The organism is Halomarina pelagica (genome assembly GCF_024228315.1).
Classification (GTDB): domain Archaea; phylum Halobacteriota; class Halobacteria; order Halobacteriales; family Haloarculaceae; genus Halomarina; species Halomarina pelagica.
Window position 1 is genome coordinate 209,589 of sequence record NZ_CP100454.1, and the last position, 24,350, is coordinate 233,938.

The following is a 24,350-nucleotide window of genomic DNA, read 5'->3' on the forward strand; positions in this document are numbered from 1 at the left end:
ACTACATTTCCAAACAACACCGTTCAGGGTTGGAATAGAGTTTCTCGTCTACAGGTGAACGAGTAGGTGTGAGAGAGATTACAAACGATTGACCGTGAACCAAGTTATTCCAATGACAAAGGCACCGGCGCCGGAAACCAATAGTGTTCGTTGATAGCCGAAGACGGCTGCAGCCCCGACACTAAGCGGCGGGCCGACCGTCGTGCCGAGTCGAAGCACGCTCGTTCGAACACTCATGATACTCCCGCGAAAGTCGTCCGGTGCTCGTTCGTTGAGTGCAGTATCCGTAATCGGTTCTGCGAGGCCCTGGCCGAGACCAAACAGTAAGAGTGCGCCAGCGACCACATAAATAGAGTCCGCGACGGCAACGATGACGAGTCCGACCCCGTAACTGACGAATCCGAGTGCAATCGATTGGAAGCTCGTGAGCGACCGAAGTACACGGTCACCTTGCATTGCAGTCAGACCCATCGTGACCGCAGGCAATCCTACGAGAAGGCCGATTCCGGCTGAAGAGAGGTGATATTCGTTGGCGAGCAGGAACGGAACAGCGGTGAGTTGCGCGCCATAGAGGATGACGAAGATCCCGAAGATTGCCAGATAGAGCACGACGAAGGGAGTCATCGGTGTAGGCCCAGTGAGGAACGCACGGATACTCGAATTTGAAGTATTTTCGTCCCGGTGTGGCTCCTCGAGTAAGGTAATGCCGGGAACAGCCACGAGCAGCGCGAGGAGAAAACACGCAAAGGGAGCCGACCAAGCGACTGTTGCGAGCGCACCGCCGAGTAGCGGATAGCCAGCAGCACCCACCGCGAGAATCGCCGCATTGGTCCCGATCAACACTCTTCGTTGTTCACCGGAATAGAGGTCCCCGAGGAGTGTGACCGTAAGCATCGCGATTGCACTGCTCGCCGCTCCCTGAATCGCTCTCAGTACCAAGATCAGGGTGAAATCGGAAGTGAAGATGATGCCGCCCCCACTGAGTCCGAAGACGACAAGCGCGGGAATTAAAATCGGTTTCCGACCGATTCGGTCGGTCAGCAATCCAATCGGGAGGGTGAGAAATATGCCGGGGAGCGTGAACGCCGACAACAACAGGCTGGCTTGTGCCTCCGAAATGTCCCATGCCTCCTGGACCGCTGGAAGTGCAGGACTGATAAGTGAGACACCCATGACAGCGACGAGCGTGCTCGCGAAAATCACGGCTGCTGCTGGCGAGTTCCGGAGTTTACGTATCCATTCCATTCGTTCTATTAGTTTCTCGGGAAGTGCGCCCCGTAAGTCATCCGCTACTAAGAGGTGGTCACGCTGAATCGGTGTTAGATGATATACTACTTCTATTCCATGTACTGATTGAGTGAAGTAGCAGCTTCCACCGATGGAGCCGATGGATCTCAATTCGATATACGATACGACGAATCAGGCAATGCTGAGAACGAGTTTCCCTTGGACGTGCTCTGTCTCACCTATTTCGTGTGCCTGAGCTGCATTTTCGAGTGGGAATTCAGCACTGATAGTGGGCCGCACCTCCCCAGCGTCAATCAATTCGCTAATGGTGGTTAGGAGCGATGGTGAATTCGAACGCCCACTTACCACTTCCACGTCGATATCGTGGTTGGTGGTGAGAGCGTCGGATGGTTGTCCAACAACTGAGACGAATACTCCCTCTTTCTTGAGTACGTCCACTGAGCGTGCGGGGATTTCACCCCCGACTGTATCCACCACGATATCGACATCGTCAATCACTGATTCGAAGCGCTCTTCGCGGTAGTTAACGAACTCATCGACGCCCAATTCTCGGAGATAGTCTTCACTGTACCCCGACGCCGTGGCGATTACGTCGGCCCCCTTCCATTTCGCCAATTGGACGGCCATGTGTCCAACACCACCGGCTGCGCCGTGGATGAGGACTCGCCGGTCGGCCGTGCAATCAGCATACTCGAATAGCGCTTGCCAGGCGGTCTGCGTGACGACCGGCACGCCAGCTGCCTCCTCGTGGTCGAGCGATTCAGGTTTCGGGGCTAGTTGCTCGGCAGGTGTGGCCGAATACTCTGCATAGGAACCTAACTCCGGGAAGCCATTGACACCGCACACGGCATCGCCCGTCTCGAATTCAGTGACTGACGCGCCAACTTCCTCAACGACGCCAGATACGTCCATCCCGAGAATGAGGGGAAAGGGATTCTCCGGCAGCATCGACACCAGCTGCATTCCCTGACGAATCCGCCAGTCGACTGGATTGACACCCGCTGCGTGAACTCGAACAAGAACGTCATCATCGAGCGGATCCGGACGGGGAGCATCCTCGTACCTGAGAACATCCGGCGAACCGAACTCGTGCATGCGAACAGCCTTCATCTCATTCAGAGTTCACTCCACCGCTCCATTAAACGCTCGAACAATTCCCCCTATCTATGCAGATGGAGATCGAAACGAGAAATCTCAAGGCAAGCGTCGAAGTTCTGGTTGGAATCGTCACGCTGACATCCGGTTCGTGTCGTGGTCAAGCGACTGCATGGGAAATTGAATTTATACCATGAGCGTGACTCTCATGACAGGATGTCATCCGATCAGATCTCGTTAGGCGAAGCACTCGCAATGGCGATCGGTGGGATGGTTGGAGGTGGGATTTTCGCGGTACTTGGTGTTGTCGCTGTCGAAGCCGGGCCTGCCGCATGGCTGGCGTTCGTCGCTTCTGGCGTCATTGCATTTTGCGCTGGTTACTCTGCGCTGCGGCTCAACGCACAGGCCGACGGGCAGTTGAATCCGATCGCCTACGTCGAGCAGTTTACCGGGAGTACGACGCTCGCTGGCATGACCGGCTGGACGTTCATTGCAGGGTACGTGGGAACGATGTCGCTGTACGCCTACGCCTTCGGCGGGTATTTCGCTGAATTGGTGGGTGTCGAATCGGTCGTCGGGCTTCCACTTCGCTCACTTATCACGCTGCTCGCTATCATCGTGTTTGTGGGTCTCAATCTCGCGGGGGCACACGCGTCAGGACGAACCGAAGACGTACTCGTCGGTCTCAAGGTGCTCATTCTGCTTGTGTTCGGTCTCGGCGGACTCTACTATGGATTTCAGCAGGGAATGATTCGGTCTGGGCTCGGAAACCTGGAAGTGAGCGCATTGCTGGCTGCTGCCATCGGATTTGTCGCGTTCGAAGGCTGGGAACTCCTCCTCTTTGATCAAAACAGCATCGAAAACCCCCAACAAACCATCAAGAAGGCGATTTACGGCTCGATTGTGGGGGCAACCGCACTCTACGTCATCGTCGCCGTCGTGACGACAAATCTGGTGAGTACACAGGTCATCCAGCAGAACTCTGAAACGGCCCTCGCAGTCGCCGCCGAACCGTTCCTCGGCCAATTCGGCTTTCTTCTGATTTCCGTAGCGGCGTTGTTTTCGACCGGGAGTGCGCTCAACGCGACGTTGTTCAGTGCCTCGCGTCTCTCGAAGATGCTCGTCGCGGACGATTTGCTCCCAAACGAACTCCATGGTAGCAATAGCGACGAGCCAGTCCGGCCACTGCTCGTACTCGGCGTACTGACAGCGCTGCTCAGCAGTTTGGGAAGCCTCAACGCAATCAGTTCGTTCGCGTCACTGTCGTTCATCAGCATCTTCGGCGGCCTCAGTCTGTTGGCGTTTCTCGAACGAGAGTCGTTCGTAACGGCCCTGCTCCCGGCGATCGGTTGCCTGGGAGCGAGTGGGGCTATCGTGGGCCTCCTGTACCACCTCGCAACGGCCGAACCAGCGGTGTTCGTCACAGTACTCGCCATTGCAGTTGCGGTCATCACCACAGAGTTGCTGTATTTCGAACGGTCGTCGATTCTCGCAGAAGCCCACGACCTCGAGCACCGTCTCTGAGTGGCAACCACTATGTTCTGTGTCGATTACGATATCAATCCACTAATCGGTAGGACAACAATCCCGCTACGTGACTGATTCATCTGCGAAGAAGAGGGACGTGAGCCTTCTTTAGGGTACACTTCCCCCGGTGTCGGTCAGTTCCTAAGGGACGTGCGTTTACCCTTCTCGATCGGTGCCCCCACGGTATTCCCCCACTCAACCCACGACCCGTAGTAGTTCCGGACATCTTCGTATCCGAGTATCTCGTGGAGAACAAACCACGTGAGTGCAGACCGTTCACCGATACGGCAGTACGTGATCACGTCCTCATTCCCGTCGATATCGTGTTCCTCGTACACCGCACGAAGTTCGTCTTCGGCTTTGAAGCAGCCGGTACTCTCGACGACCTGATTCCACGGAATGTTGTATGCACTGGGAATATGTCCACCGCGCTGGACACCCTCGTTCCACCCGGGCGGGGCGAGTATTTCACCACGATATTCCTCGGGCGTTCGGACATCGACAAGCGTCGTCTCCATCTCGAGTGCATCCATGACGTCAGGACGGTCAGCTCGGATCTCTGGTTTCCGAGCATCGACGGTATAGGACTGCGATGTGAACGACGGTACCTCTGTCGTGAACGGTGCATCGCGTTCTTCCCAAAAATCCCGTCCTCCGTCGAGTAGACGGACGTCCGCGTGCCCGTAGTACGTGAGGAGCCAGTAGGCGTGCGCGGCGAACCAGTTCATCATATCGCCGTAGATGACGACCGTCGAATTGGGGCGAATGCCAAGCGCACCCAGGAGTTCTTCGAACGCCGCTTCGGATGGCACATCGAAGGTCGTCGGGTCCTGAAGGTCGGTTCGCCAGTCGACCTTGCTCGCACCGGGGATATGTTCGTGCTCGTAGTTGCTGGGATCGATGTCGACTTCGAGTAAGCGTATCGACGGGTCGTCTTTCTGCACCTCGTCTAATCGGTCGACGAGCCACCCGGCAGAGACGACCGCGTCGGTGGGAGAAGTAGTCATATCCGGGGATTAGTCGGCGCACGCATTAATCTCCTGCTGTCACACACCGACGTAGCTATTCGAGCCACCGCGTGGTTTCGTCCCGATCGACGTATCGGTGGGTCAGGGTCGACTCAGCTTGTCGGAGCCGATAGGAGAGTGTCGACCGGGGGATGCCGAGTTCGACAGCGAGTTCGTCGAGCGTCGTTTCCCGAGGTGGGTCGTAATACCCCGCCGAAACGGCTGTGCGGAGTGCAATCTCCTGTTCTTCCGGAAGATTGACGCCCGCCATCTGCTTCCGTCGCCATTCGCTAGCATCCCGGAGGTGGCCCATTCTGAACGAGAGCCCGTTGTGGAGTCTCGCTCCGAGTTCATCGTAGAAGATGCCGATTTTCTCGTCCGAGCGCATGAGAACGCGCCACCAGCACGACTCTTCATGCCGCCGGGTCTCGAAAATCAGTCCATCGGGCAGATGTTTCCCGGCGAGCGTGTGAACGGACTCACACTGACGGATATCCGCCAGGTACGAGTACAGAACGAGTTCGTTCGTCGAATATTCTACGACGTCGTGATGGCGTTCAGCCACGCACCGCTGTTCGGTGATCGCTTCCCCGCAGCAACTGTCGTCGAACCGCACATTTTCGAGATGGTCGAGAGCTGTCTCGGGGCCGGTAACGTGCTCCATCCGCCAGAAGGCGTGTTCGTCGACGACCGCATCGAGCGAGTGCGCAGTGAGCGTCGAGTTCTCGATAAAGACATCCATGATAGGATCACTCCCGTGCTCATAGTCGATAGCGAACGTGAATTCCCGCATTACGTAACGATAACTGTCGTTCGACAAAACCGTTCCCGGTTTCTCAGAACAGCGCCTGTACGACGAAGAGCATCACCGTCGCGACGATCACTAAGCCGGTTAGCACCACGAGAATTGGCATGTATCCCGTAGACTGGAGATCGCTGACCTGGATTTCGAGTCCAAGTCCAGCGAACGCGATGAGGAACGCCCAATCAGAGAGATTCGACAGCGACGCGACCTGGGCGCTGCTCAGGACTCCGAGGTTCGCGACGATCATTACGGCAATAAAGCCGAGGACGAACTTCGGAAACGTGTCCCAGAGAAATCGCCACCCAACGGCGCTTTCAACAGTCCCACCGTCCGTTGTAGCCGTTTTCGATTCAGTGTTATCGGTCCTCCGGGCGTAGTAGAGGGCATAGGCGATGGCGACGAGACCGATGAGCGCGTTCCGGGTGAGTTTCACGAGCAACGCCCACTGACCGGCAGTGTTCGAGAACGCGAAGCCAGCGGCAGTAACAGGGCCGGTGCTGAACATCGTGAGACCGGCCCAGATTCCGAAGACGGTATCAGAGAGTCCAAGGACGTGGCCGACAAACGGATAGACGAAGAGGGTCGTCGCGTCGAAGAGGAGAACGGTCGCAGCGGCATACGCGATACGGCTATCGTCAGCGGCAATGCTCTCGGCAATCGCCACGACGGCCGACACGCCACAGACACCCGAACCGGCGGCGAGGAGCGAGCCGGTTTCTTCCTGAATGGCGAAGACGGTCCGTGCGAGGACCTCAACGGTGATGATCGTCGTCGCGACGGTGGCGACGACGAGCAGGAGGATCGTCGGACCGGCCGCGATGACGCGGTTGAGCGCTACGCTCGCCCCCATGACGACGATGCCGAGTTCGAGCCAGAGTTTGTGGGTTCCGACGGCGGTCCGCGCCCAGTCCGGAATCCCGTACAGATTCCCAATGACGAGCCCCAGACCGATCGTGACGATGAGGTGGTTCACCGGGATGATGGAAGCGGTGAACCGTCCGGTGAGTCCGATCACGAGGAGGAACGCGAGTCCAGGGAAGAGTGTTCGCTTCATTCGGTCACCAGGGAATCGGAACGCCAAGATAGACGACGATGAGTGCGAACAAGCCCAACAGAACTGCCTGCCAGCCACTCTCGAGGGTTGTCCACCACTGGGCAAGCGCTTCGGAGATGTATTTGCCGTCGATCACTGTATCACTCTCTCGGATGAGAACCAGAATGAAAATTCGGTTGTCGTAGGACAAATATTGTCGCACGACAAATGTAGACGACTGTTCGGTTTTGTTCGGGTCGGACAACCCGAGAGGTAAGAATAAGCCAAGCTCAATGGGATGATTGAGCACGGTCGGACTGGCGTTTCATTATGCTCTGGCGCGCTCCGACTCGCCGCCACGGCAATCGTCGCGTGGTTCCGCGAAAGGACACCCACGATACATGATTTCTGGAATCACGGAGGCGGTGACCGATAATTTGAGCAGATCCAGTTTCTGAAGGATACGGCAATGCTTGGAGCGGTTATTAAGCTCCTCACGCGAATTCGATCCGGAACCATCGGTGACGAGGATACGTAGCCAGCGAGTCACCACATATTTCGTTTTTGTTACGACAACCAACGACATCACCTCTCGAAGGATGGCCGCCCGACAGAGACTGTCGGCGGCCAAACGACACTTGAATTGCCGTTCCGAACAAGTACTTCATCCGGAAAGACAACCATCCAACTATGACAGCTCCCGAATTCGATGAGTTCGATCACGACGCACATATGCGCGAAACTTTCAAGCTTGCGCGCGAGGCTACCGCTCGTGGCGACAAACCGTTCGGCTCCGTGCTCGTCCGCGACGATACAGTCATCATGAACGATTCGAATCGTGAGATTACGGACGACGATATCCGGCGTCACCCCGAACTCCATCTCGCGTACCGTTCATGCCAAGAATACAGCGCTGATGAGCGAGCTGCGATGGTGATGTATACGAGCACTGAACCCTGTCCGATGTGTGCTGGCGGAATGGTGACAGCTGGGTTCGGGCGCGTCGTATATAGTGTCGGAAGTGATGAACTCACGGCGTTTACAGGGGTTGAGCCAACAGTCCGGTCCGCAGAAATCCTGGATGGTGTTAGTGACGTTGTCGGGCCCCTGTTGAATGAGGAAGGTCACCAGATTCATCAAGAGTACGACTGGTGACTAGGTCAATCCATTCAGAGGGATCGTCCTAGTGACCTCCGGAAACGAGGTGGAGGCCGACGATCCCGAAGATAATCACTGAGATAAATAGGAGGCGAGCACTCGTTGCTGGCTCGTCGAATAGCACGATGCCGAGTGAAGCAGTTCCGACAGCTCCAATGCCCGTCCAGACAGCGTACGCGGTTCCAATCGGCAGATCCTGAACCGCTCTCGCGAGCAGTACCATGCTAATGATGAGCGCAACGACTGTGCCCACTGTCGGTAGCGGTTCCGAGAGACCGTCAGAGTACTCCAGGCCAATTGCCCAGGCGATCTCGAACAGGCCAGCTATGAAGAGAACGACCCACGACATTAGGCGACTGTTGTTCCCTGATGGGACTATAAATTTCGAAATCACGTCGGACTGGTTCTCGCTCTCAGACGGCCGGTTAGGCTAATCGTTCGCCGAGGAGGGGAGCACTCACGGTAAGCCCAGTGGCCATGGCAGTTCCAAGAAAGGTGAGCGGATACGGGAGTCTAACTGCGTACGTGGCCCCAAAAATCACAGCTGCAAGCACTGCCACGACAAGTGCGACGAATACCTCATCAGTTTCTGTTGGATGAGTCGGTGTTGCTTCGGCGATTCGTCGCCACACCACCCACGCACCGACTGCACCGCCGACAGCAGCGACACTATCGAAATTCAGGTTCACAACGAGTCCAAGTACCCCAATCACAACTGCCACGAGTAAGACCCGTTCCGAATCAGCTCCGTGGTCAGCGAGCACATAGAGGCCGCCGAGGATGACAATACCGAGAAGGACGCCAGTGAGCACATCGACGACATAGTGCACACCGAGAATTAGCCGGGATACCGAAACAAGAGCAATGACTATTCCGGCGATTCCGACCCGGGTTCGAACTCGTCCACGGTCAATAACGAGTGCCAGTCCACCCCAAACCATCGTCGTTCCCAGCGCGTGTCCGCTCGGGAAGCCGGGGCCCTCTGCAGTCGTGATACTTCTGAAGAGTCCAGCAAATATCGATGGCACCCATCGAAGTGGCGGTGGCTCGGTCGCTCCCGGAGGCCGCGGAAGCAACAGTAGGTCTTTGAGAATCCCGATAAGCGCTAGATACGTGATGATCAGAGAATGATGAAGAGGCCTTCGCTCCGCTCGACTTGCAACCGCGGCAGGGCCTCGCCACCAATGTAGAGAACGCCTCCGAGGAGAAACAGGAACCAGACGTCACCTAACTGCGTGACGAGTGTGAATGAGACGATCACTATCCACGGCGCTTGGCCGTGCAGGAGTTCGGTAATCCCTATCCCTCGACTGATACCGACCAATGTCTCAGTTGTGGTAGTTCGCATATTTCGGGGTTTCGACTGCACCGCATCTCGCAAATAGAGTTCCGTCAAACGTGTGAGCAGCCGAGACGGAGGGGCGCTCACAGGTGCTTCCGTCCTGCTGCATCGACCAGTCTGGTGTTACTAGTGAGGTTTCTCAACAACCCTCTTCTAGCTGACTGATTCGACCAGACGCCTCGCGAATCGCTCCGATACGATCCAGCTACGCCAGCCCTCCTCACAGTCTCATACTATCAGTGAAAGTCAGCTGGCCGAGGACATACTTGTCTCCCGGTGGGTTGACTACGCTGGGCATCGAAGACTCAAGACAGTAATCGTGACTCCCTCCAGTCTCCTCGAGGATACGTACGTCGCAGGGCTACAGCATGACCTCGTAGACATTTCCTCGGAGGCCACGCTCGTGGGTGTAGTTCGACGGCCAACCGGCTGGTTCAGAACGGCGATTGACGAGAACTGTTCTGCACTCGGCCCTCCGGATGATCTCCTAGACGAGTTCAAACAGCGTCACGAGGATTTCAAGATGCAGGGGCTGTGTGACGAGGGAGCACATAATGCTGCCTGGGACGAGGTCGGTTTCGACGAGCGGTATCGAACACATCTCACCGAAGCTGCGGAAACCCAATCCGCAGTCGCTGAACTCACCGATCGTCTCCGTAACGAGGAACACCTCGTCTTGGTCTGTTTCGAGAACACCGACCAGAAACGGTGTCATCGAACGCTTCTCAAAGACTACATCGCTGACCAGCTGTAATCGCCAAGTCGATCGTGTGGCGGAACTCTCAACGCGTTCCGACGACGAAACAGCACATGAGGAGACCGTTGAAGATTACATGGAGACGCGAAAGGAACAGAACGCGCATGAACCATCTCAGTTGAAACAGGCCACCCACGACCGCAATGGAGGTGAGGCAGTTTTCCACACTCCAATCGAAAACGTTGACGGCCTAAATTACTGTCAGCGCAAACGTCATGAGAAAGCCAACGGCGGTGGCGACAGCGACCGCAGGGCCACCCTCTTCGAATGCGTCTGGCATCGTGGCGTCGGCAAGTGTGGCGAGAATAGCTCCGCCGGCAAACGATCGAACCACTGCGAGCGTCACAGAGGACACGCCTTGAAGGAACACGTTGCCAGCAACGACCGAGACGAAGAGTACGACCCCCGTCGCCGTCCAGAGCACGAGGATAGATGAGCGCGAAGAACCGGCCGACTGCATCTCGGAGGCCCCACCGATTCCCTCAGGGACATTGTTGACCACGATAGCTACAAACAACGGGAGTGTTTCGGTTCCACCGATGAACGTAATCCCGAGGACTACACTCTCGGGGATCCCATCGAAGAGTGAGCCAAGAAAGAGCGACATCCCATCGCTACCGCGCCCGATACGCTCTACGAACAGGATGGCGACGACGTAGACGATCGCTCCGGCCAGCAAACTTGCCCCAGGAAGGACAATACCTGCCGTCTCAACCGACTCAACAAACAGATCCGTAGCGAGTGCTGTTATAAACGCGCCGCTAGCGAATGCGAGGATCGTGGCTAACAGTTGCTGCGGCGGTATCCAGACCAATCCGAGGACGGCCCCAAATGTGAGCGAGCCCGAGGCGAGGGCCGCGATAAGGAGAAGCAACAGATCCATGTATGATGTTCAAAGAGTACGGTACTTGGTCCTACCGCGTGGGAATTATCCTGGTCGTACGGTCAATGGTCAGTTTTCCAGTCGTAGCGGTTATTTGGAAGTATGGGTCCGGTGAGTTCCTCCACCAGATCGCGAAAGTTCCCGATCTGGGCGGCCTCATTGAAGTACGTCAAAGACGGAAACGACTGGCCCAGGAGTGGAATCAGACCGCGAATACCGGCTGGTGCGACAGTAATGGAACCGGACATCAGGTAGCCAAGAAGGACCTTCCAAGCATCGCAACCTGTTGGTGGTACTTGCTTTGGGAAGAGCGATTGCGAGATATCCGCCTACACGATCCGATTGACGAATTCCTCGCCGGCGTCGATGCGGGCGAGGTTCTTCCGGACGAGTTCCGCGACGTTCCGATAGTAGTCCTTGGTAAACCCCGCACAGTGTGGTGTGACGAGAACCTCCTCGAACTCCCAGAGTGGGGACTCTTCGGGCAGCGGTTCCGCCTCGAAGACGTCGAGTGCAGCGCCACCGAGTTCCCCAGCTTCGAGGGCATCAACGAGCGCCTCCTGGTCGACTACAGGGCCACGCGCGACGTTGATCAGAATCGCGTCGTCTCGCATCGCGGCGAGTTCCTCGGTGGAGATAAGATGGCGAGTTTCGTCGACGAGCGGCACCGCGAGCACGACAAACTTCGAATCCCGGATCGCGGTATGGAGGTCGTCCGGTGGGTAGACTGTTTGGACTCCATCGAGCGGCTCACCCGTGCGACGAACGCCGACGACGTCGAGTCCGAGCGCAGACGCCCGCTCCACGATTCCCCGTCCGAGTGTCCCTAACCCGACAATGCAACACCGCTCGTCTGCCAGCGTATAGGCGTCGTCCCATACGGGTGGCGACCACTCCCGCTGGGTCTGCGATTTCACGGCCGGCAGCAGCCGACGTGCGAACGAAAGCATGTACCCCACGACGGTCTCGCCGACCGCCGGACCGTGGATGCCACTGCTGTTTGTAAGGATCACGCCGTGCTCGCGTAATTCGTCGAAGGGGAAGCGATCCACACCCGCCTGAATCGAGTGGATCCAGTTGACTCCCTCGAGGTAACTATCGTGGTAGACCATCGTGACGACGGCATCGTACGGTTCGAGAGAGTCAGCGCCAGCATCGATTATTCCCACGTCGACAGCATCCCCGAGGGCGCCTCGCAACTCTTCGGGGGGAAAGACGGCCGAGACGGACTCATCGACTGCGATGCTCGAGATCTCCATACTCATCGTGTTCGGTTGTACGCGTATTCAAGCGTCCGAAACCTACCGGAACAGGATTGTTCCTACAATCCAGTTCAGAATCCTACTGACTCCGGCTCTACTTTTCATCGAATTCATCGGTACGTGTCTTCAGCATCAATCGAGACGCTGACTATCGAATAGAGTTTCTCAACGTATCCGAGGTCATAGCAGGCCCAGCTCGGGTATCAACACAGCTCCGCTGGAGTGGTTGGAATGGGTTCACAACTCCTAGATGAATTTCACCGGTGAGATGATTGGTCACGGATTCGTCGCTGCACGCGTATCGCGGACGAATTGGATTACTGCGGCGAGGAGGACGAGACAGATGACGATCATCGCGCCCTGAGAGACGGCCGCGATAACCGAGTCGACTGAATCGCCAATGAGCAATGCGATAATCGCTGGAATCCCTCGCATCGAACCCAGCACACCGAGCACTGCCAGGAGCCCGATTCCGTAGGCAGCGAGCCGTTGCCGAGTCGGCTGCTGGCGTCCCACCACGCCCAAGATGGCGATGACACTGCCGAAGATGGCCGGAATGAGTGCCGTGATGCTTGCGAAGTCAGAAAGAACGTAGGCACCGACACCCAAGACGACGAGTACGATTCCGAGGACAATGCCCAGCATGAATGTGGGCGGACTGGAATTCGCCATATTTGGAACCCTGTGTGGGAGAGGCGTATAGGTTTCCACTCGTGACGAGCTGGCTCACCGCTCTTCGCTGTTTCGGGACGGATGGCAGCGACAGTTCGCAGTTACTCGTTGTCGACCGTCGGAGCGGGGATTCAGTTGTTGATGGGGTTAATCGGCTGGAGTGATCGACGAGGATTGTCCGGCCTGTTGTGCGGATTCGACTGAATAGATCAGGCTCCCTGCGAACAGCACGACACTCCCGATGATGAACAGGCTACTGACCGGGGAGGCGGAATCGACAAACACCCAGTACAACGGCGCGGCAATCGATGGCCCTGCCGCCAATACCGCAATTTTGGCAACGAGCGGCCCACAGCAACCACAGGTACACGAACCGACAATCGCTGCGCCTCCCGCAGTGCCTTCGGTCAGGCCTGCCCGTTCTTCGACTCGCCAGTAGCGGGCGATGAGCGCCGCATTCAATCCGATAAGCGTGCTCAGCATTCCGACGACGATGAGTTGCGCAGGTGAAATCGCTACGAAGAGAGGGATGTGGGGGAGATAGACCTCGAGGACGGGCCACGTCACGAGCTGGTAAATCGTCGGAATGACGACGACAATCCGCTCGTGAGGGAGGCCCTCTTCCGGGAAGAACGAGAGATAACCGGTGACAGAGACGAAGAAGAGCGTCATGACGACTCCCACACCGATTCCAAACCGCCGGACAACCGGATCCTGCAGAACCGAACGAAGCACGCTTCCGGCGTCCGTCCAGACAACGTAGCCCACGAGAACTGGTGTTCCCAGAACGATTGCATAGCCGAGCGGGTGTGAGTCACTCGCTGGCCCGGGGATGAGGTAGGGGTACGTAATCCACAACTCCATCAGGATGCCGAGGAAGGTATACCGTGGCCGGGTCGGCCAACGAAGCCACCCCACGACCACACTCATCAGCATGATCAGGAACCCGGTTGTGACCGACATCAGGGGATACCATGATCGCGGAAACGGCATCGAATGCGCCGTGTATGTGGGATCCGGTGACAACCCCTCGAAGAGGACAGCACCAAGCGCAGTCGCGGTGATGCCGACGAAGACGCCGTAGAGGGCGACTGTTGGTGAGACGTGATTCGTTCGTTTGAGCACGCTGGCTCCGCCGAGCAGTCCGACGCCGACGATGGCGAGAACGACGCCATGCCCCTGAGAGAGGCCGCTAGTCGCCGTCGACCCATGGGCGGATACTGTGGGCACCTGCGTCAGTCCGACAAGTACGCAGAGCAGAACGGAGAGCAGCCGACGAGAGCCACGAAGGAGGGGCCGTTCTGGATCCATTAGTGAACGTTGGCCGAGGAGCCATTTCTACCTGACTGATTCAGTCGTACCCGGTGAGGGTCGCGGATCCACATTGGGGTGCCTCAACCGGAATCAGTGTCTGAACGCAGTTCGTGTTCGATCCATCGTTTGATGAGTTCGTTCACGTTGTAGAAGAGAATCCCAAGTGAGAGGAGCGTCGTGACAAGATAGACGATCAGGCCCGGTGGACCCCCGACAGAGGTCCCAAGGACACCGCCTGTCAGACCGACGACCGTGACTTCGATCCAGGTCACGAGAATTCGTGACAACAACTGTGGCTCGGTATCGGATCGTGACGACGTCATTAATCCCACCCTCTCCCTCGCACAGTTCGGCCCCACCCTCCTCCGTGAACGGGTGTGAGAGTCAAGCGAACGGCGATTCTGAAACTTGGTTTTCGAGGCATCAATAGGTCTCACCGGCCTCGACAGGCCCACTGAACGCTGCGTAGAGTACGACGAAATACCCGAGAACGATTGGGATGAGCACGCTTGCCATGATCGACATGAGATTGAGCGGAAGCGTGGAGATGATCGCGTCCTGAACGGTGAGGCCTGCTGCACGGTTGATGTACGGGAACATGAGCGTGGCCACGAGCCCGACGAGCGCGAACACGAGCGCGGCCGCTGTGACGAATGCCACATAGAACCGACGCCGACGGAAAGCGACGACGTAGGCGCCTGTAAGGACGCCAGTTGTGATTACAAGCAGACCGACGAACGGTGACCGGAACGACGCGCGTAGGCCCGGTGTGGTCGCGTACGCGGTCTCCAATGTGAGCACGGCGAGTCCCAGATAGGTCAGCGCAGCACGTACGCCATACGTACTGGCCTCTGCACGGAGGCTTCCGCGGGTCTTCAGGCCGAGAAACGCCGCCCCGTCGACGACGGTGAGCGCGACGACTGCGAGGCCACCGAGGATACCTGCGGGCGTGATGAGGCCGGAGGCCCCGAGCAGCCAGTTCATCACGAACAGCCCCAGCAGGAACGGCGTCATCGCACTTCCGATGATGAACGCGGACCCCCAGAATCGCCGCCACCGGGTGTCCGCACGTTCTTCGTACATTTCGGGAGCGAGTCCTCGAAGTCCGAGCGCAGCGAGAATCGCGAACATCAGCAGATAATACCGACTGAAGAGATTCGCATACACGGCCGGGAAGGCTGCGAACAGGGCCCCACCGAAGACGACGAGCCAGACCTCGTTGCCGTCCCAGAACGGCCCAACGGCTGCGAGCAGTTGTTCTTTCTCGTGGTCGTCGTCGCGGGTGGCGAAGAGGATGCCGACGCCAAAGTCGAAGCCGTCCAGGAAGAGGAACATCCCGAAGATGAAGAACAGGAGCGCAAACCAGAGGTCTGCCAGCGGTAATCCAAACAGCGGCTCGGCGGCGAGCGCGTCGATGTCAACCACTGGTACTCACCTCTGACGTGGACGATTCCGCGTGGTCGCTGAGTTCGAGGTCGTCACGTGCCGGCGGGCCGGCTCGAATGATGCGACCGACGACGTAGGTGTACAGGCCGAGCAGCAGCGCATACCCGGTGGCGAATCCAAGGAGTGTGAAGGTCGCCTCCGTCGCCGTCAGCCCTGGAGAGACACCGGCTGCCGTCTTCATGACGCCCTGGATGACCCACGGCTGGCGACCGACCTCCGTGACGATCCAGCCGACCTCGACGGCGACGAAGCCGAGAAGTGAGGATGCCATCAAGGCCTTGTGGAGCAGGTCATCGTCGAACAGTTCACCACGCCACCAGCGGTACGCGCCCCATCCCGCGAGCAGGATGAACCAGAATCCCAGTGCGACCATGATGCGGAACGCCCAGAAGACGATCGCGACTGGTGGTGCCCGTGTGTCGAATGACTCGAGTCCGCGTATCGTCGCCTCGGCATTCCCGCCGCTCGCGAGCCACGAAGCGCCACCTGGAATTCCGATTCCGAAAAGATCCTTCGTCCGTGGATCGAGCAGATCGTTGAGGTCAGTCGGAAACGCGACGATGTACTCGGGAACGTACGATTCGGTCTCCCAGACGGCCTCCATCGCAGCGAACTTCTGGGGTTGGGTTTCGGCAACGTGGCGCGCGTAGGCGTCGCCCTGCAGAACCTGGAGTGGTGCCGTGATAATGAGCGCGACGAGCGCGATCTTGAGTGTTTTCTCCCAAAAGCCGATGTGTTGAATCGGGTAGCCCCAAACGTGGTGGCGGAAGACGTAGTAGGCGGCGACGCCGGCCATGAAGAGGGCGACCGATTCGACTGCAGCGTTCTGCATATGGACGAACATATAGGGGAAGCGTGGGTTGAGGTACGCCGCGAGAGGGTCGGTGAGTTTCACGACGCGGTGGCCGTTCTCGACGACGATCTCAAATCCACGAGGCGTCTGCATCCACGAGTTCGCGATCAAGATCCAGACGGCCGAGAGCCACGTTCCGAGGCCGACAGCGAGACTCGAGAGAAGGTAGAGGCGGTCCGAGACGCGGTCTCGACCGAAAACGAAGATCCCAAGGAAGGTCGCTTCCAGCATGAACGCCATCATGCCTTCGAGCGCGAGTGGGCCGCCGAACAGCTCCCCGGCCGTCCGCGAGAACGCAGCGAAGTTCGTCCCGAACTCAAACTCGAGGACGAGGCCCGTCACCGTCCCGACGACGAAGCTCACGGCGAAAATTTTTGTCCAGAATCGGCGCAATTGCTCGTAAATCGGTTGTTCGGTGCGGATCTCTTTCCACGTGAAGTAGATGAGGAATGGTGCGAGCCCCATGCTCATCACCGGGAAGATGATGTGAACGATTGTGGTGAGCGCGAACTGGAGCCGGCTCGCGATGACCGGATCAACCATCGACATCACCGCCATACAGCCATCTGGTATAACGTCTCGGTGGCGTTGAGATGATAGAAAGTTGAAGCGGGTCTGCAAACCCCACTTGCCCTGCAGACGATTCCGTAACACAGGGACGTACAGAGACGATTGGTATTGTCATAGGTAGCCTTTCGAGTGGAGTAACAGTCAATCGACGGCGGAGTCCCGAGAGTTGGGAATCCGCCAAAGTGGCCTATCACTGACGTGCCGAAGTACAAGTATGGAGCGCCGACGGGTTCTGAAGGCAGCTGCAGTCGCTTCAACTGTCGGTCTAACCGGCCTCGCTGGCTGCAGTAGTTCGAATCCAGATGGAAACAATGATTCGGATTCACCATCGAACAGGCCCACGAACACGATCCTGATGGTCACAGAAGGAAGTGACTACTACTTCGATCCAATCGGACTCTTCGTAGAGTCCGGCAAAACTGTCACGTTCGAGATCGACAGCGGAAGCCACTCTGCAACTGCATATACGAAAGGAACGGGTCAGGCATCAGTCACCCGCATCCCCGAGGGTGCTAAAACGTGGGACAGTGGGATTCTCAGCGAGCAGGGCGCAACTTTCGAACATACGTTCAAGACCACAGGAACGTACGACTACTATTGTACGCCTCACAAGAGTCTCGACATGGTCGGACGAATTGTTGTCGGCGAGCCCGGCGGACCCGCTGAAGGCAGTATGCCGCCCGATGGAGACGTACCTGAGAGTCAAACGATTGTTGACCAAGGCGCAGTTTCGTATAGCAGCTTTTCTGAGTGAGGACGTTCTCTCACTCGCTAGGTGATGGATTTCCAGAGGAACACGTATCAAATCCTAATAGCACGAAACTTCGTTGCCTTCTTGTAAACCACATTGACGGATTCCCATCCGTTGGGAATGCGCCATGTATTCTTCGGGAGCCCCGCCCCATCATTGCTAGAGACACCCACTCGGAGCGATCAGAGGAAGAAATCCGAGTCCCAGCACTCATGAGTAATACGCAGCTCAATATCGAAGACGGTCGTCCCGATGAATCGCAATCGGTCACCGAGTCACAGCCCCGTTCATCATGTCCAGAATGCGACGGTCAGATCGTTCGAGACGACGAGCACGGTGAGACAACCTGTGAGGAGTGTGGATTGGTTCTTGATGAGGCGTCCATTGACCGGGGGCCAGAGTGGCGAGCCTTCCATAGCGACGAAAAAGACGAGAAAAGCCGTGTCGGAGCGCCGACGACCCACCTCATGCATGACAAGGGACTCAGCACGACGATCAGCTGGCAGAATAAAGATGCGTACGGGCAAGCAGTCTCCAATCAAAAGCGAGAACAGATGCAGCGCCTGCGAACGTGGGATGAACGGTTTCGGACGAAAGACGCTCACGAACGGAATCTCAAACAAGCACTCGGGGAGATTAGTCGCATGGCTTCCGCCCTCGATGTGCCAGAACCGGTACGTGAAACTGCGGGCGTGCTCTATCGGCGAGCAGTCGATGAAGACCTCCTTCCAGGTCGATCCATCGAAGGAATGGCAACAGCTGCACTGTACGCCGCAGCCAGGCAACACGGGACACCACGCCCGTTGTCCGAATTCGCAGAAGTCAGTCGCGTAGAGAAAATCCGCATACAGCGTGCATACCGGTATCTCTCCCGAGAACTCGGCTTGCAAATCGAGCCAGCGGATCCACTCGAATACGTCCCGCAATTCGCATCAGCGCTGAGTGTGAGCGACGAGGCGACCCGCCAAGCTCGCGATCTCCTCACGACTGCAAAGGCACAGGGTGCCCATAGCGGGAAAAGTCCCGCTGGCCTCGCAGCGGCCGCACTCTACGCGGCAACGCACCTCACGAATGAGCAGCTGACACAGGAGACGGTGAGCAACGCCGCCCACATAAGCAAAGTAACCATTCGGAATCGGTATCAGGAGCTGCTTGACGTCTATGCTGAGGAGGGTTATGCATGATGAACGAGCCAGCAGAATCGCGCCGCGAAGAGTTACCGGCTGCTGGCCGCGCGAGGGACATGATGGGTGAGCTCAGTCGCGAAACCGATCAGGAGATACTCGAGATACTCGTCGCGGATTCGCCACTCTATGTGATGGAAATTGCCAAAATTGCAGAACGCCATCCGATCACCGTAGACCAAATATGTGCGCGGCTTCACGAACACGGGCAGATTCGTCCAGTCGGTCGAGGGCTCTATGACATCACTGAGGAAGGAAAACGACGGTTTGGAGAAGGTTCAGATTCGTGATGCCGAGGTTCTGCTAGCGGGCAAAGCTGGATCCACTCTTTGTCGGTTGGGTCGTAACCGGATAGCCTTTCCCGAGTACCTACCAAATTCAAACAATGGTGCGCAATTCAGCGTCATCTGAGGACTCTCCGTCGCTGCAGGCGGTCCTTGATGCGCTGGATGACGCCGACTGTCGAGCCATCCTCCGTGAAACAGCTGAACCCATGACCGCAACCGAACTCATCGACATCTGTGACATTCCCAAATCAACGTTGTATCGGAAGCTCGAACTCCTCAGCGACGCTTCGCTCGTCCGCGAGCAGGACACAATCAACCCCGGCGGTGGTCGAACCACAAAATACGAACGCGACTTTGACGACGTGATGATCTCCATGGACGATGACAACGACTTCTCGGTGACGGTCGAACGTCCGCCACGGAACGCCGATGAACGGCTCGCCGATATCTGGTCGAAGATGGGTGATGAGCTATGATTTGGGTTGAAACGGCCATCATCGTCGTGAAGACGGTGATTTTACTCCTCGGAAGCGGAATCACATATATTGCGTTTAAAGCATATCGGCGGACTGGGACCCCGTCGCTACGTGTTCTTGGAATCGGATTTGGCGTCGTTACGTTTGGTGCATTGCTTGCAGGAATCGCCCATCAACTTCTTTCGGTTTCGTTCCAGATGGGCATCTTGATCAATAGCGTACTCGTCGCAATTGGATTGGCTATCGTTATGTACTCGCTCTACCTTGAACGTGGATAATTCTTAGAAATTTCTACCCTCTATATCGAAGTGCCGCTCAAAACACGCCATTAGGTGAGGATAGATCGACTCTATCGGACTTCTTTGATACATTCATCTGCAGGGGATAACCTCACGCCGGTCGCATCGGATAAATGTGAAAACTTAGTGTGGCTGGCGTTACCATTAAACACATGAAAATTTCCCGACAAACAATTGCGAAAGTACTGGTGACTGTGTTCGTCATCAATCTGATCGTGATGGGAGTTGGGGCATACTATTCCTCCCAGCAGGTTCCCCCGATCCCACAAGAAGTAGTCGGACCCGATGGAGACGTCATCGCGACTGAATCGCAGGTCCAAGCCGGGAAAGTGGCCTTCCAACAAGACGGACTCATGAATCATGGGTCAATTCTGGGTAATGGCGCGTACTTCGGTGTCGATTACACTGCCGATACGCTCGATTTGAAAGTCGAGTTCATGCAGGAATACTACGCACAGGAACGTTTCGACGAATCCTACGCAGCGCTCGGATCTCCCGAGAAAGGCAGTATCGACAGCCTCGTCCGTGATGACCTGGATGCGTCGTTCAAGCGGGGCACGGAGACCGTACAGTACTCCGCTGCAGAGGCGTACGCCCACCAGCAAGTTCGGGAGGTCTATGTCGAGCGGTATCACGATGGTGCGCTCGACCGGGGCGTGCCAGCGAATATGATGGACTCCGAGGAAGACGCTCGCCGATTCGCTGACTTCGCCCTCTGGACTGCGTGGATTTCCCATACTGACCGCCCGGGAAGTGACCACAGCTTCACGAACGAGTGGCCCTACCAGCCGGCGGCAGGGAACACCCCAACCGGGTCGACGATGATCTGGAGCGTCATCAGTATGGTGCTCCTCATCGCAGCTGTCGGAATCGGCGTGTTTGCGTACAAATCCGTCGAACTTCCCGAACCGAAGGTCAACAACCTCGAGATTCCGGCCCCCGATGAAATCAGTTTGACGCCCAGTCAGCGTGCTGCGACTCGATTCATCCCCCTTGCAGGAGCGCTGTTCGCCCTACAGGTCCTTCTCGGTGGCTTACTGGCTCACTACTACGTCGAGCGGCACGCATTTTTCGGTGTTGAAGAGGTGTTCGGCGTCAACATCGTGCAGGTGTTCCCGTTCGCACTGGCGAAGACGTTCCACCTTGATCTGGGCATCCTCTGGATTGCGTCGCTCTGGCTCGGTGCTGGACTGTTTCTCCCGCCACTGCTGACCAATCACGAACCCGATCGGCAGCGGACCTTCATTCACGTCCTCCTCGGTGCGCTCATCGTCGCCGCAGTCGGAGGTCTCGTCGGGATCTGGCTCGGCGCTCAGGGCTACATTGACGGCCCGCTCTGGTGGATCATCGGGAACGAGGGCCTCGAATACCTCGAAGTCGGGCGGCTCTGGCAGGTTGGCCTCCTCGTTGGCTTCGTGCTGTGGACGGCCCTCGTCTGGCGGGGATTCAAACCCATGCTGCGACGGGAAGCGCGGTACGGTCTCGCGCACATGATCATCTACGCTGGCGGCTCCATCGGGCTGCTGTTCACCGCCGGAATGCTGTACACTCCCCAGACGAACATCGTGATGACGGAGTTCTGGCGCTGGTGGGTCGTCCACATGTGGGTCGAGGGTGCCTTCGAGTTCTTCATCGTCGCGGTGGTCGGCCTGACGCTCGTGAGTATGGGCCTGCTCCGGAAGTCCTCGGCCGAGAAGGCTGTGGCGTTCCAGGCGCTGTTCGTGATGGGGTCAGGTATCATCGGGGCCTCCCACCACTACTGGTGGGTCGGCCAGCCTGACATCTGGATTCCGTTCGGCTCGGTCTTCTCGACGCTCGAACTCATCCCTCTCATCCTCATTCTCTTCGAGGCGATGGGGCAGTATCGCGCGCTCGCGACAAGTGACGAGACGTTCCCGTACACGCTCCCGTTCATGTTCATCATCGCCAGTGGGTTCTGGAACTTCCTCGGCGCCGGCGTGCTGGGGTTTTTCATCAATCTCCCACTCGTCAACTACTACGAGCACGGCACCTACCTGACGGTTGGGCACGCTCACGCCGCGATGTTCGGCGCGTTCGGCTTCCTCGCGCTCGGGATGGCGACCTACATGTTGCGTATCTCGACGAAGCCCAGCGAGTGGACCGAGCGCCGCCTCCGGTGGGCATTCTGGCTCTGGAACGTCGGCCTCGCCGTCATGGTGTTCGTCTCCGTCCTTCCCGTCGGATTCCTCCAGCTGGAGACGGCGTTCACGCAGAGCTACGCCGCCGCACGGAGTCTCGCGTTCTACAACAGCGACATCATCCAGTTCCTCTTCTGGGCGCGGCTCCCCGGAGACACGATGATCATCCTTGGGACGTTCGTCTTTCTCTACGATATGGTGGCCAAGCGATTCACGTTGCGCTCGGTCTCCATGCCAAGCGATACACCCGGTCGGGGGACAATTCCCGACCGAGTGATGGCTGAAGACGACGATTGATCGCGAGGAAAACCAGCGACGTCCTCACGTCCGAATCGTTTTCCGTCCTCGATTTCACAACTCCCTTGGTCGCCTCGCTAGAAGCCAGTCACGGAATGAGCGAGGTCAACACAGTGTTCGATCGTCTCGGTGGTCACGAGGCAGTCGAAAGCGTCGTGAACGACTTCTACGACCGTGTCTTGAATGACGAGAGCGTCATTCACCACTTCGAGGATAGCAACACGACGGAACTCCGGGCGCACCAAGTACAATTCATCTCGGCAGTAACCGGCGGTCCGGTCGAGTACTCTGGAGACGATATGCGCGACGCTCACAGGGGAATGGGCATCACCGACACCGAGTTCGATGTCGTGGCAGGGCACTTGGATACTGCACTCGCTGAAAACGGGGTCTCCGATGAAGACCGTGAACAGGTTCTCGAGACGGTTGAGGAGTTGCGTCCCGAAATCGTAGAGACCACGGAGAATGGCGAAACGAGTTCGGCGACCTCGTGACTACTCCCACGACTGAACAGTTATAGAGTCGTCACTCACCATACCGCTCCCGGAAGAGACTCAATAGCAGGTACGCGTACAGACTAGCACCGATAAGGGCGAGAAATCGCCCGGTCACCGTGGCGACGTCAACCCCGACGAGTGATCCGTACGCCTCAAGACCGACGCCAGCTGCGAGACCCCCCATCGAGGCAAGCGCCGTTCGGTCGGTAGCGCCTCGGAACGTGCCGACCGCTGGCGGGTAGAACTGATAGGCGACGCCGACGATCGTGAGTCCGAGGAAGCCCAACAGGTTCAGTCGGTAATGAGCAATCGACCAGCCAGGAGACGCACCGACGAATGCGACGTGAGCGCCCAATGCAACGCCCACACTTCCCAAAATGACTCCAACCAACGGCCCGTAGAGGCCGACTCGGCGACGCTCGGAGCGAAGAAAGAGGGAGACGTATGCGATGGCGAATCCACCAACAGCGATAGATTCCGCGACGGCACCAACCTGGAACCACGTCCCTCCCCAGAGGTTCCCGGCGACGAGTACGGGGCCGACTGCACCCGTGGTGAGGACCGCGATAACGAGCACCATCGGGGGCGAACTCACAAGAAACCGCGGGAGGAGGCGGAAGCCGACCGCGAACACCAACAACGCACCGACACCGGCTGCGAGCAGGTGGCTCGCACCGGCCATCCCTCGTCCGGTGAGCGTCGGAAGAGCCGCCGAGACGGCGACCGTTTCGTAGGCACCAGCAACGAGGTAGGCGAGAACGACCGGGACGAACACGTTGGCGGCGCGGTCGACCCATCGGCGGTCGGTGTTGACCTCGCCAGTTCCCGTCTCGCGACCGGTGAGGTTGTCCCGGACCGTCCAGCCGACTGTGCCGACGAAGACGAGCGCGCCGAGCGCCCAGGAAACGGCACCGACGACGCCGACGACGGAGGGAATGTCACCGAAGGGCGCCACGGCAAGACCGACAGTACCGAGTGACAGCAGTGGGAGGCTCATGGCTGGCGCCCCGGGGTGCGTAAGCGTCCGGTCAAAGTATGAGGGGATGAGCGCGTACCCCTTTCCAGCGATGGTGTGAAGGACGAACCCGTAGAGTCCGAGGACGACACCCGAGCGGTGGGGAGCATCGACGAGCGCAGCGACCTGCCACGCAACCAGAAAGAGCGCGGCGACAGCTACGTGTCGCCGGGCTCCCTGGGAGACGCGTGCTGCACTCATGTACCGACATAGTCGAAACGACACCCGCTAAGCGTTTCCCTGTCTCCAAAGCCAGCAACACCCACAGACATCGTTGTCACGTTGGTCTGACGATTTCGCGTGCCTGCTGTCGGTGGTCATGGAATCAACCAGCAACGAACACCAGGCCAGCTAGGTGGAGGCGTTTGCAGGAAAGGCGGATGGGATCCAGACGTAGCTTTGGGAATCGGAGA

Annotated in this window: 26 protein-coding genes; 10 read left to right on the forward strand and 16 right to left on the reverse strand. The window is 57.8% G+C overall.

Annotated features, from left to right (window positions below; translation table 11 throughout):
• Positions 1-78: 78 nt before the first annotated feature.
• A complete protein-coding gene (locus NKI68_RS01095) occupies positions 79-1,245 on the reverse strand; it encodes an MFS transporter (RefSeq protein ID WP_254544844.1) in 1,167 nt (388 codons plus the stop codon).
• 174 nt (positions 1,246-1,419) lie between these two features.
• On the reverse strand, positions 1,420-2,358 hold the full coding sequence (locus NKI68_RS01100; RefSeq protein WP_254544845.1) for an NADP-dependent oxidoreductase: 939 nt from the start codon (positions 2,356-2,358) through the stop codon (positions 1,420-1,422).
• Positions 2,359-2,559: 201 nt separating this feature from the next.
• Here NKI68_RS01100 and NKI68_RS01105 point away from each other — a divergent pair, with 201 nt between their 5' ends.
• Entirely contained in the window at positions 2,560-3,867 is a 1,308-nt protein-coding gene (locus tag NKI68_RS01105; protein WP_254544846.1) for an APC family permease, read from the forward strand.
• Between the two features lie 137 nt (positions 3,868-4,004).
• On the opposite strand, the gene NKI68_RS01110 is transcribed toward NKI68_RS01105, so the two are convergent.
• From NKI68_RS01110 to NKI68_RS23505, 4 genes are read right to left on the reverse strand one after another with little or no spacing between them, the layout of a single operon-like run.
• Positions 4,005-4,877, reverse strand: coding sequence for a sulfurtransferase (locus NKI68_RS01110; RefSeq protein WP_254544847.1), 873 nt, complete (start codon positions 4,875-4,877; stop codon positions 4,005-4,007).
• A gap of 55 nt (positions 4,878-4,932) precedes the next feature.
• A complete protein-coding gene (locus NKI68_RS01115) occupies positions 4,933-5,670 on the reverse strand; it encodes a helix-turn-helix domain-containing protein (protein ID WP_254544848.1) in 738 nt (245 codons plus the stop codon).
• Positions 5,671-5,713: 43 nt separating this feature from the next.
• Complete coding sequence (locus NKI68_RS01120) at positions 5,714-6,736, reverse strand: YeiH family protein (RefSeq protein WP_254544849.1); 1,023 nt, start codon at positions 6,734-6,736, stop codon at positions 5,714-5,716.
• 4 nt (positions 6,737-6,740) lie between these two features.
• Complete coding sequence (locus NKI68_RS23505) at positions 6,741-6,872, reverse strand: hypothetical protein (protein ID WP_256562666.1); 132 nt, start codon at positions 6,870-6,872, stop codon at positions 6,741-6,743.
• 533 nt (positions 6,873-7,405) lie between these two features.
• Between NKI68_RS23505 and NKI68_RS01125 the strand changes: the two genes are divergently transcribed.
• The gene (locus NKI68_RS01125) at positions 7,406-7,870 is read left to right on the forward strand and encodes a nucleoside deaminase (RefSeq protein WP_254544850.1); all 465 of its coding nucleotides are present in this window, start codon (positions 7,406-7,408) and stop codon (positions 7,868-7,870) included.
• Between the two features lie 28 nt (positions 7,871-7,898).
• On the opposite strand, the gene sugE is transcribed toward NKI68_RS01125, so the two are convergent.
• From sugE to NKI68_RS01140, 3 genes are all read right to left on the reverse strand, one after another.
• Complete coding sequence (gene sugE, locus NKI68_RS01130; protein WP_254544851.1) at positions 7,899-8,222, reverse strand: quaternary ammonium compound efflux SMR transporter SugE; 324 nt, start codon at positions 8,220-8,222, stop codon at positions 7,899-7,901.
• A 76-nt stretch (positions 8,223-8,298) separates the two neighbouring features.
• Entirely contained in the window at positions 8,299-8,949 is a 651-nt protein-coding gene (locus NKI68_RS01135) for a phosphatase PAP2 family protein (protein ID WP_254544852.1), read from the reverse strand.
• A 44-nt stretch (positions 8,950-8,993) separates the two neighbouring features.
• Positions 8,994-9,221, reverse strand: a complete 228-nt coding sequence (locus tag NKI68_RS01140; RefSeq protein WP_254544853.1) for a hypothetical protein — start codon at positions 9,219-9,221, stop codon at positions 8,994-8,996.
• Positions 9,222-9,618: 397 nt separating this feature from the next.
• On the opposite strand from NKI68_RS01140, the gene NKI68_RS01145 reads away from it, so the two are divergent.
• On the forward strand, positions 9,619-9,969 hold the full coding sequence (locus tag NKI68_RS01145; protein ID WP_438267806.1) for a DUF488 domain-containing protein: 351 nt from the start codon (positions 9,619-9,621) through the stop codon (positions 9,967-9,969).
• 193 nt (positions 9,970-10,162) lie between these two features.
• Here NKI68_RS01145 and NKI68_RS01150 read toward each other — a convergent pair whose 3' ends face one another.
• The 6 genes from NKI68_RS01150 to NKI68_RS01175 form a co-directional block, all read right to left on the reverse strand.
• Positions 10,163-10,855, reverse strand: a complete 693-nt coding sequence (locus NKI68_RS01150) for a ZIP family metal transporter (protein WP_254544854.1) — start codon at positions 10,853-10,855, stop codon at positions 10,163-10,165.
• A gap of 329 nt (positions 10,856-11,184) precedes the next feature.
• Complete coding sequence (gene ddh, locus NKI68_RS01155; protein ID WP_368410898.1) at positions 11,185-12,120, reverse strand: D-2-hydroxyacid dehydrogenase; 936 nt, start codon at positions 12,118-12,120, stop codon at positions 11,185-11,187.
• A 273-nt stretch (positions 12,121-12,393) separates the two neighbouring features.
• On the reverse strand, positions 12,394-12,789 hold the full coding sequence (locus tag NKI68_RS01160) for a hypothetical protein (RefSeq protein ID WP_254544856.1): 396 nt from the start codon (positions 12,787-12,789) through the stop codon (positions 12,394-12,396).
• 147 nt (positions 12,790-12,936) lie between these two features.
• Positions 12,937-14,100: a hypothetical protein gene (locus NKI68_RS01165; RefSeq protein WP_254544857.1), complete on the reverse strand. Its 1,164-nt coding sequence runs from the start codon at positions 14,098-14,100 to the stop codon at positions 12,937-12,939.
• Between the two features lie 426 nt (positions 14,101-14,526).
• The gene (cydB, locus tag NKI68_RS01170; RefSeq protein WP_254544858.1) at positions 14,527-15,528 is read right to left on the reverse strand and encodes a cytochrome d ubiquinol oxidase subunit II; all 1,002 of its coding nucleotides are present in this window, start codon (positions 15,526-15,528) and stop codon (positions 14,527-14,529) included.
• On the reverse strand, positions 15,521-16,945 hold the full coding sequence (locus NKI68_RS01175; RefSeq protein ID WP_254544859.1) for a cytochrome ubiquinol oxidase subunit I: 1,425 nt from the start codon (positions 16,943-16,945) through the stop codon (positions 15,521-15,523). Before NKI68_RS01175 ends, cydB begins: the two co-directional genes overlap by 8 nt.
• A gap of 241 nt (positions 16,946-17,186) precedes the next feature.
• Here NKI68_RS01175 and NKI68_RS01180 point away from each other — a divergent pair, with 241 nt between their 5' ends.
• From NKI68_RS01180 to NKI68_RS01210, 7 genes are all read left to right on the forward strand, one after another.
• Positions 17,187-17,726 carry a plastocyanin/azurin family copper-binding protein gene (locus NKI68_RS01180; RefSeq protein WP_254544860.1) on the forward strand — a complete coding sequence of 180 codons (540 nt, stop codon included), beginning with the start codon at positions 17,187-17,189 and terminating at the stop codon, positions 17,724-17,726.
• 209 nt (positions 17,727-17,935) lie between these two features.
• Entirely contained in the window at positions 17,936-18,907 is a 972-nt protein-coding gene (locus tag NKI68_RS01185) for a transcription initiation factor IIB (protein WP_254544861.1), read from the forward strand.
• Positions 18,904-19,197 (forward strand): transcriptional regulator, encoded by a 294-nt coding sequence (locus tag NKI68_RS01190; RefSeq protein ID WP_254544862.1) that lies wholly within the window; start codon positions 18,904-18,906, stop codon positions 19,195-19,197. Before NKI68_RS01185 ends, NKI68_RS01190 begins: the two co-directional genes overlap by 4 nt.
• 95 nt (positions 19,198-19,292) lie before the next feature.
• A complete protein-coding gene (locus tag NKI68_RS01195; protein WP_254544863.1) occupies positions 19,293-19,670 on the forward strand; it encodes a winged helix-turn-helix domain-containing protein in 378 nt (125 codons plus the stop codon).
• A complete protein-coding gene (locus tag NKI68_RS01200; protein WP_254544864.1) occupies positions 19,667-19,948 on the forward strand; it encodes a DUF7521 family protein in 282 nt (93 codons plus the stop codon). Before NKI68_RS01195 ends, NKI68_RS01200 begins: the two co-directional genes overlap by 4 nt.
• Before the next feature lie 173 nt (positions 19,949-20,121).
• The gene (locus NKI68_RS01205) at positions 20,122-22,425 is read left to right on the forward strand and encodes a nitric-oxide reductase large subunit (RefSeq protein ID WP_254544865.1); all 2,304 of its coding nucleotides are present in this window, start codon (positions 20,122-20,124) and stop codon (positions 22,423-22,425) included.
• A 95-nt stretch (positions 22,426-22,520) separates the two neighbouring features.
• Positions 22,521-22,919: a group I truncated hemoglobin gene (locus NKI68_RS01210; protein ID WP_254544866.1), complete on the forward strand. Its 399-nt coding sequence runs from the start codon at positions 22,521-22,523 to the stop codon at positions 22,917-22,919.
• A gap of 31 nt (positions 22,920-22,950) precedes the next feature.
• Here the strand turns inward: NKI68_RS01210 and NKI68_RS01215 are convergent, their stop codons facing one another.
• Positions 22,951-24,138, reverse strand: coding sequence for a hypothetical protein (locus NKI68_RS01215; protein ID WP_254544867.1), 1,188 nt, complete (start codon positions 24,136-24,138; stop codon positions 22,951-22,953).
• Between the last annotated feature and the right edge of the window lie 212 nt (positions 24,139-24,350).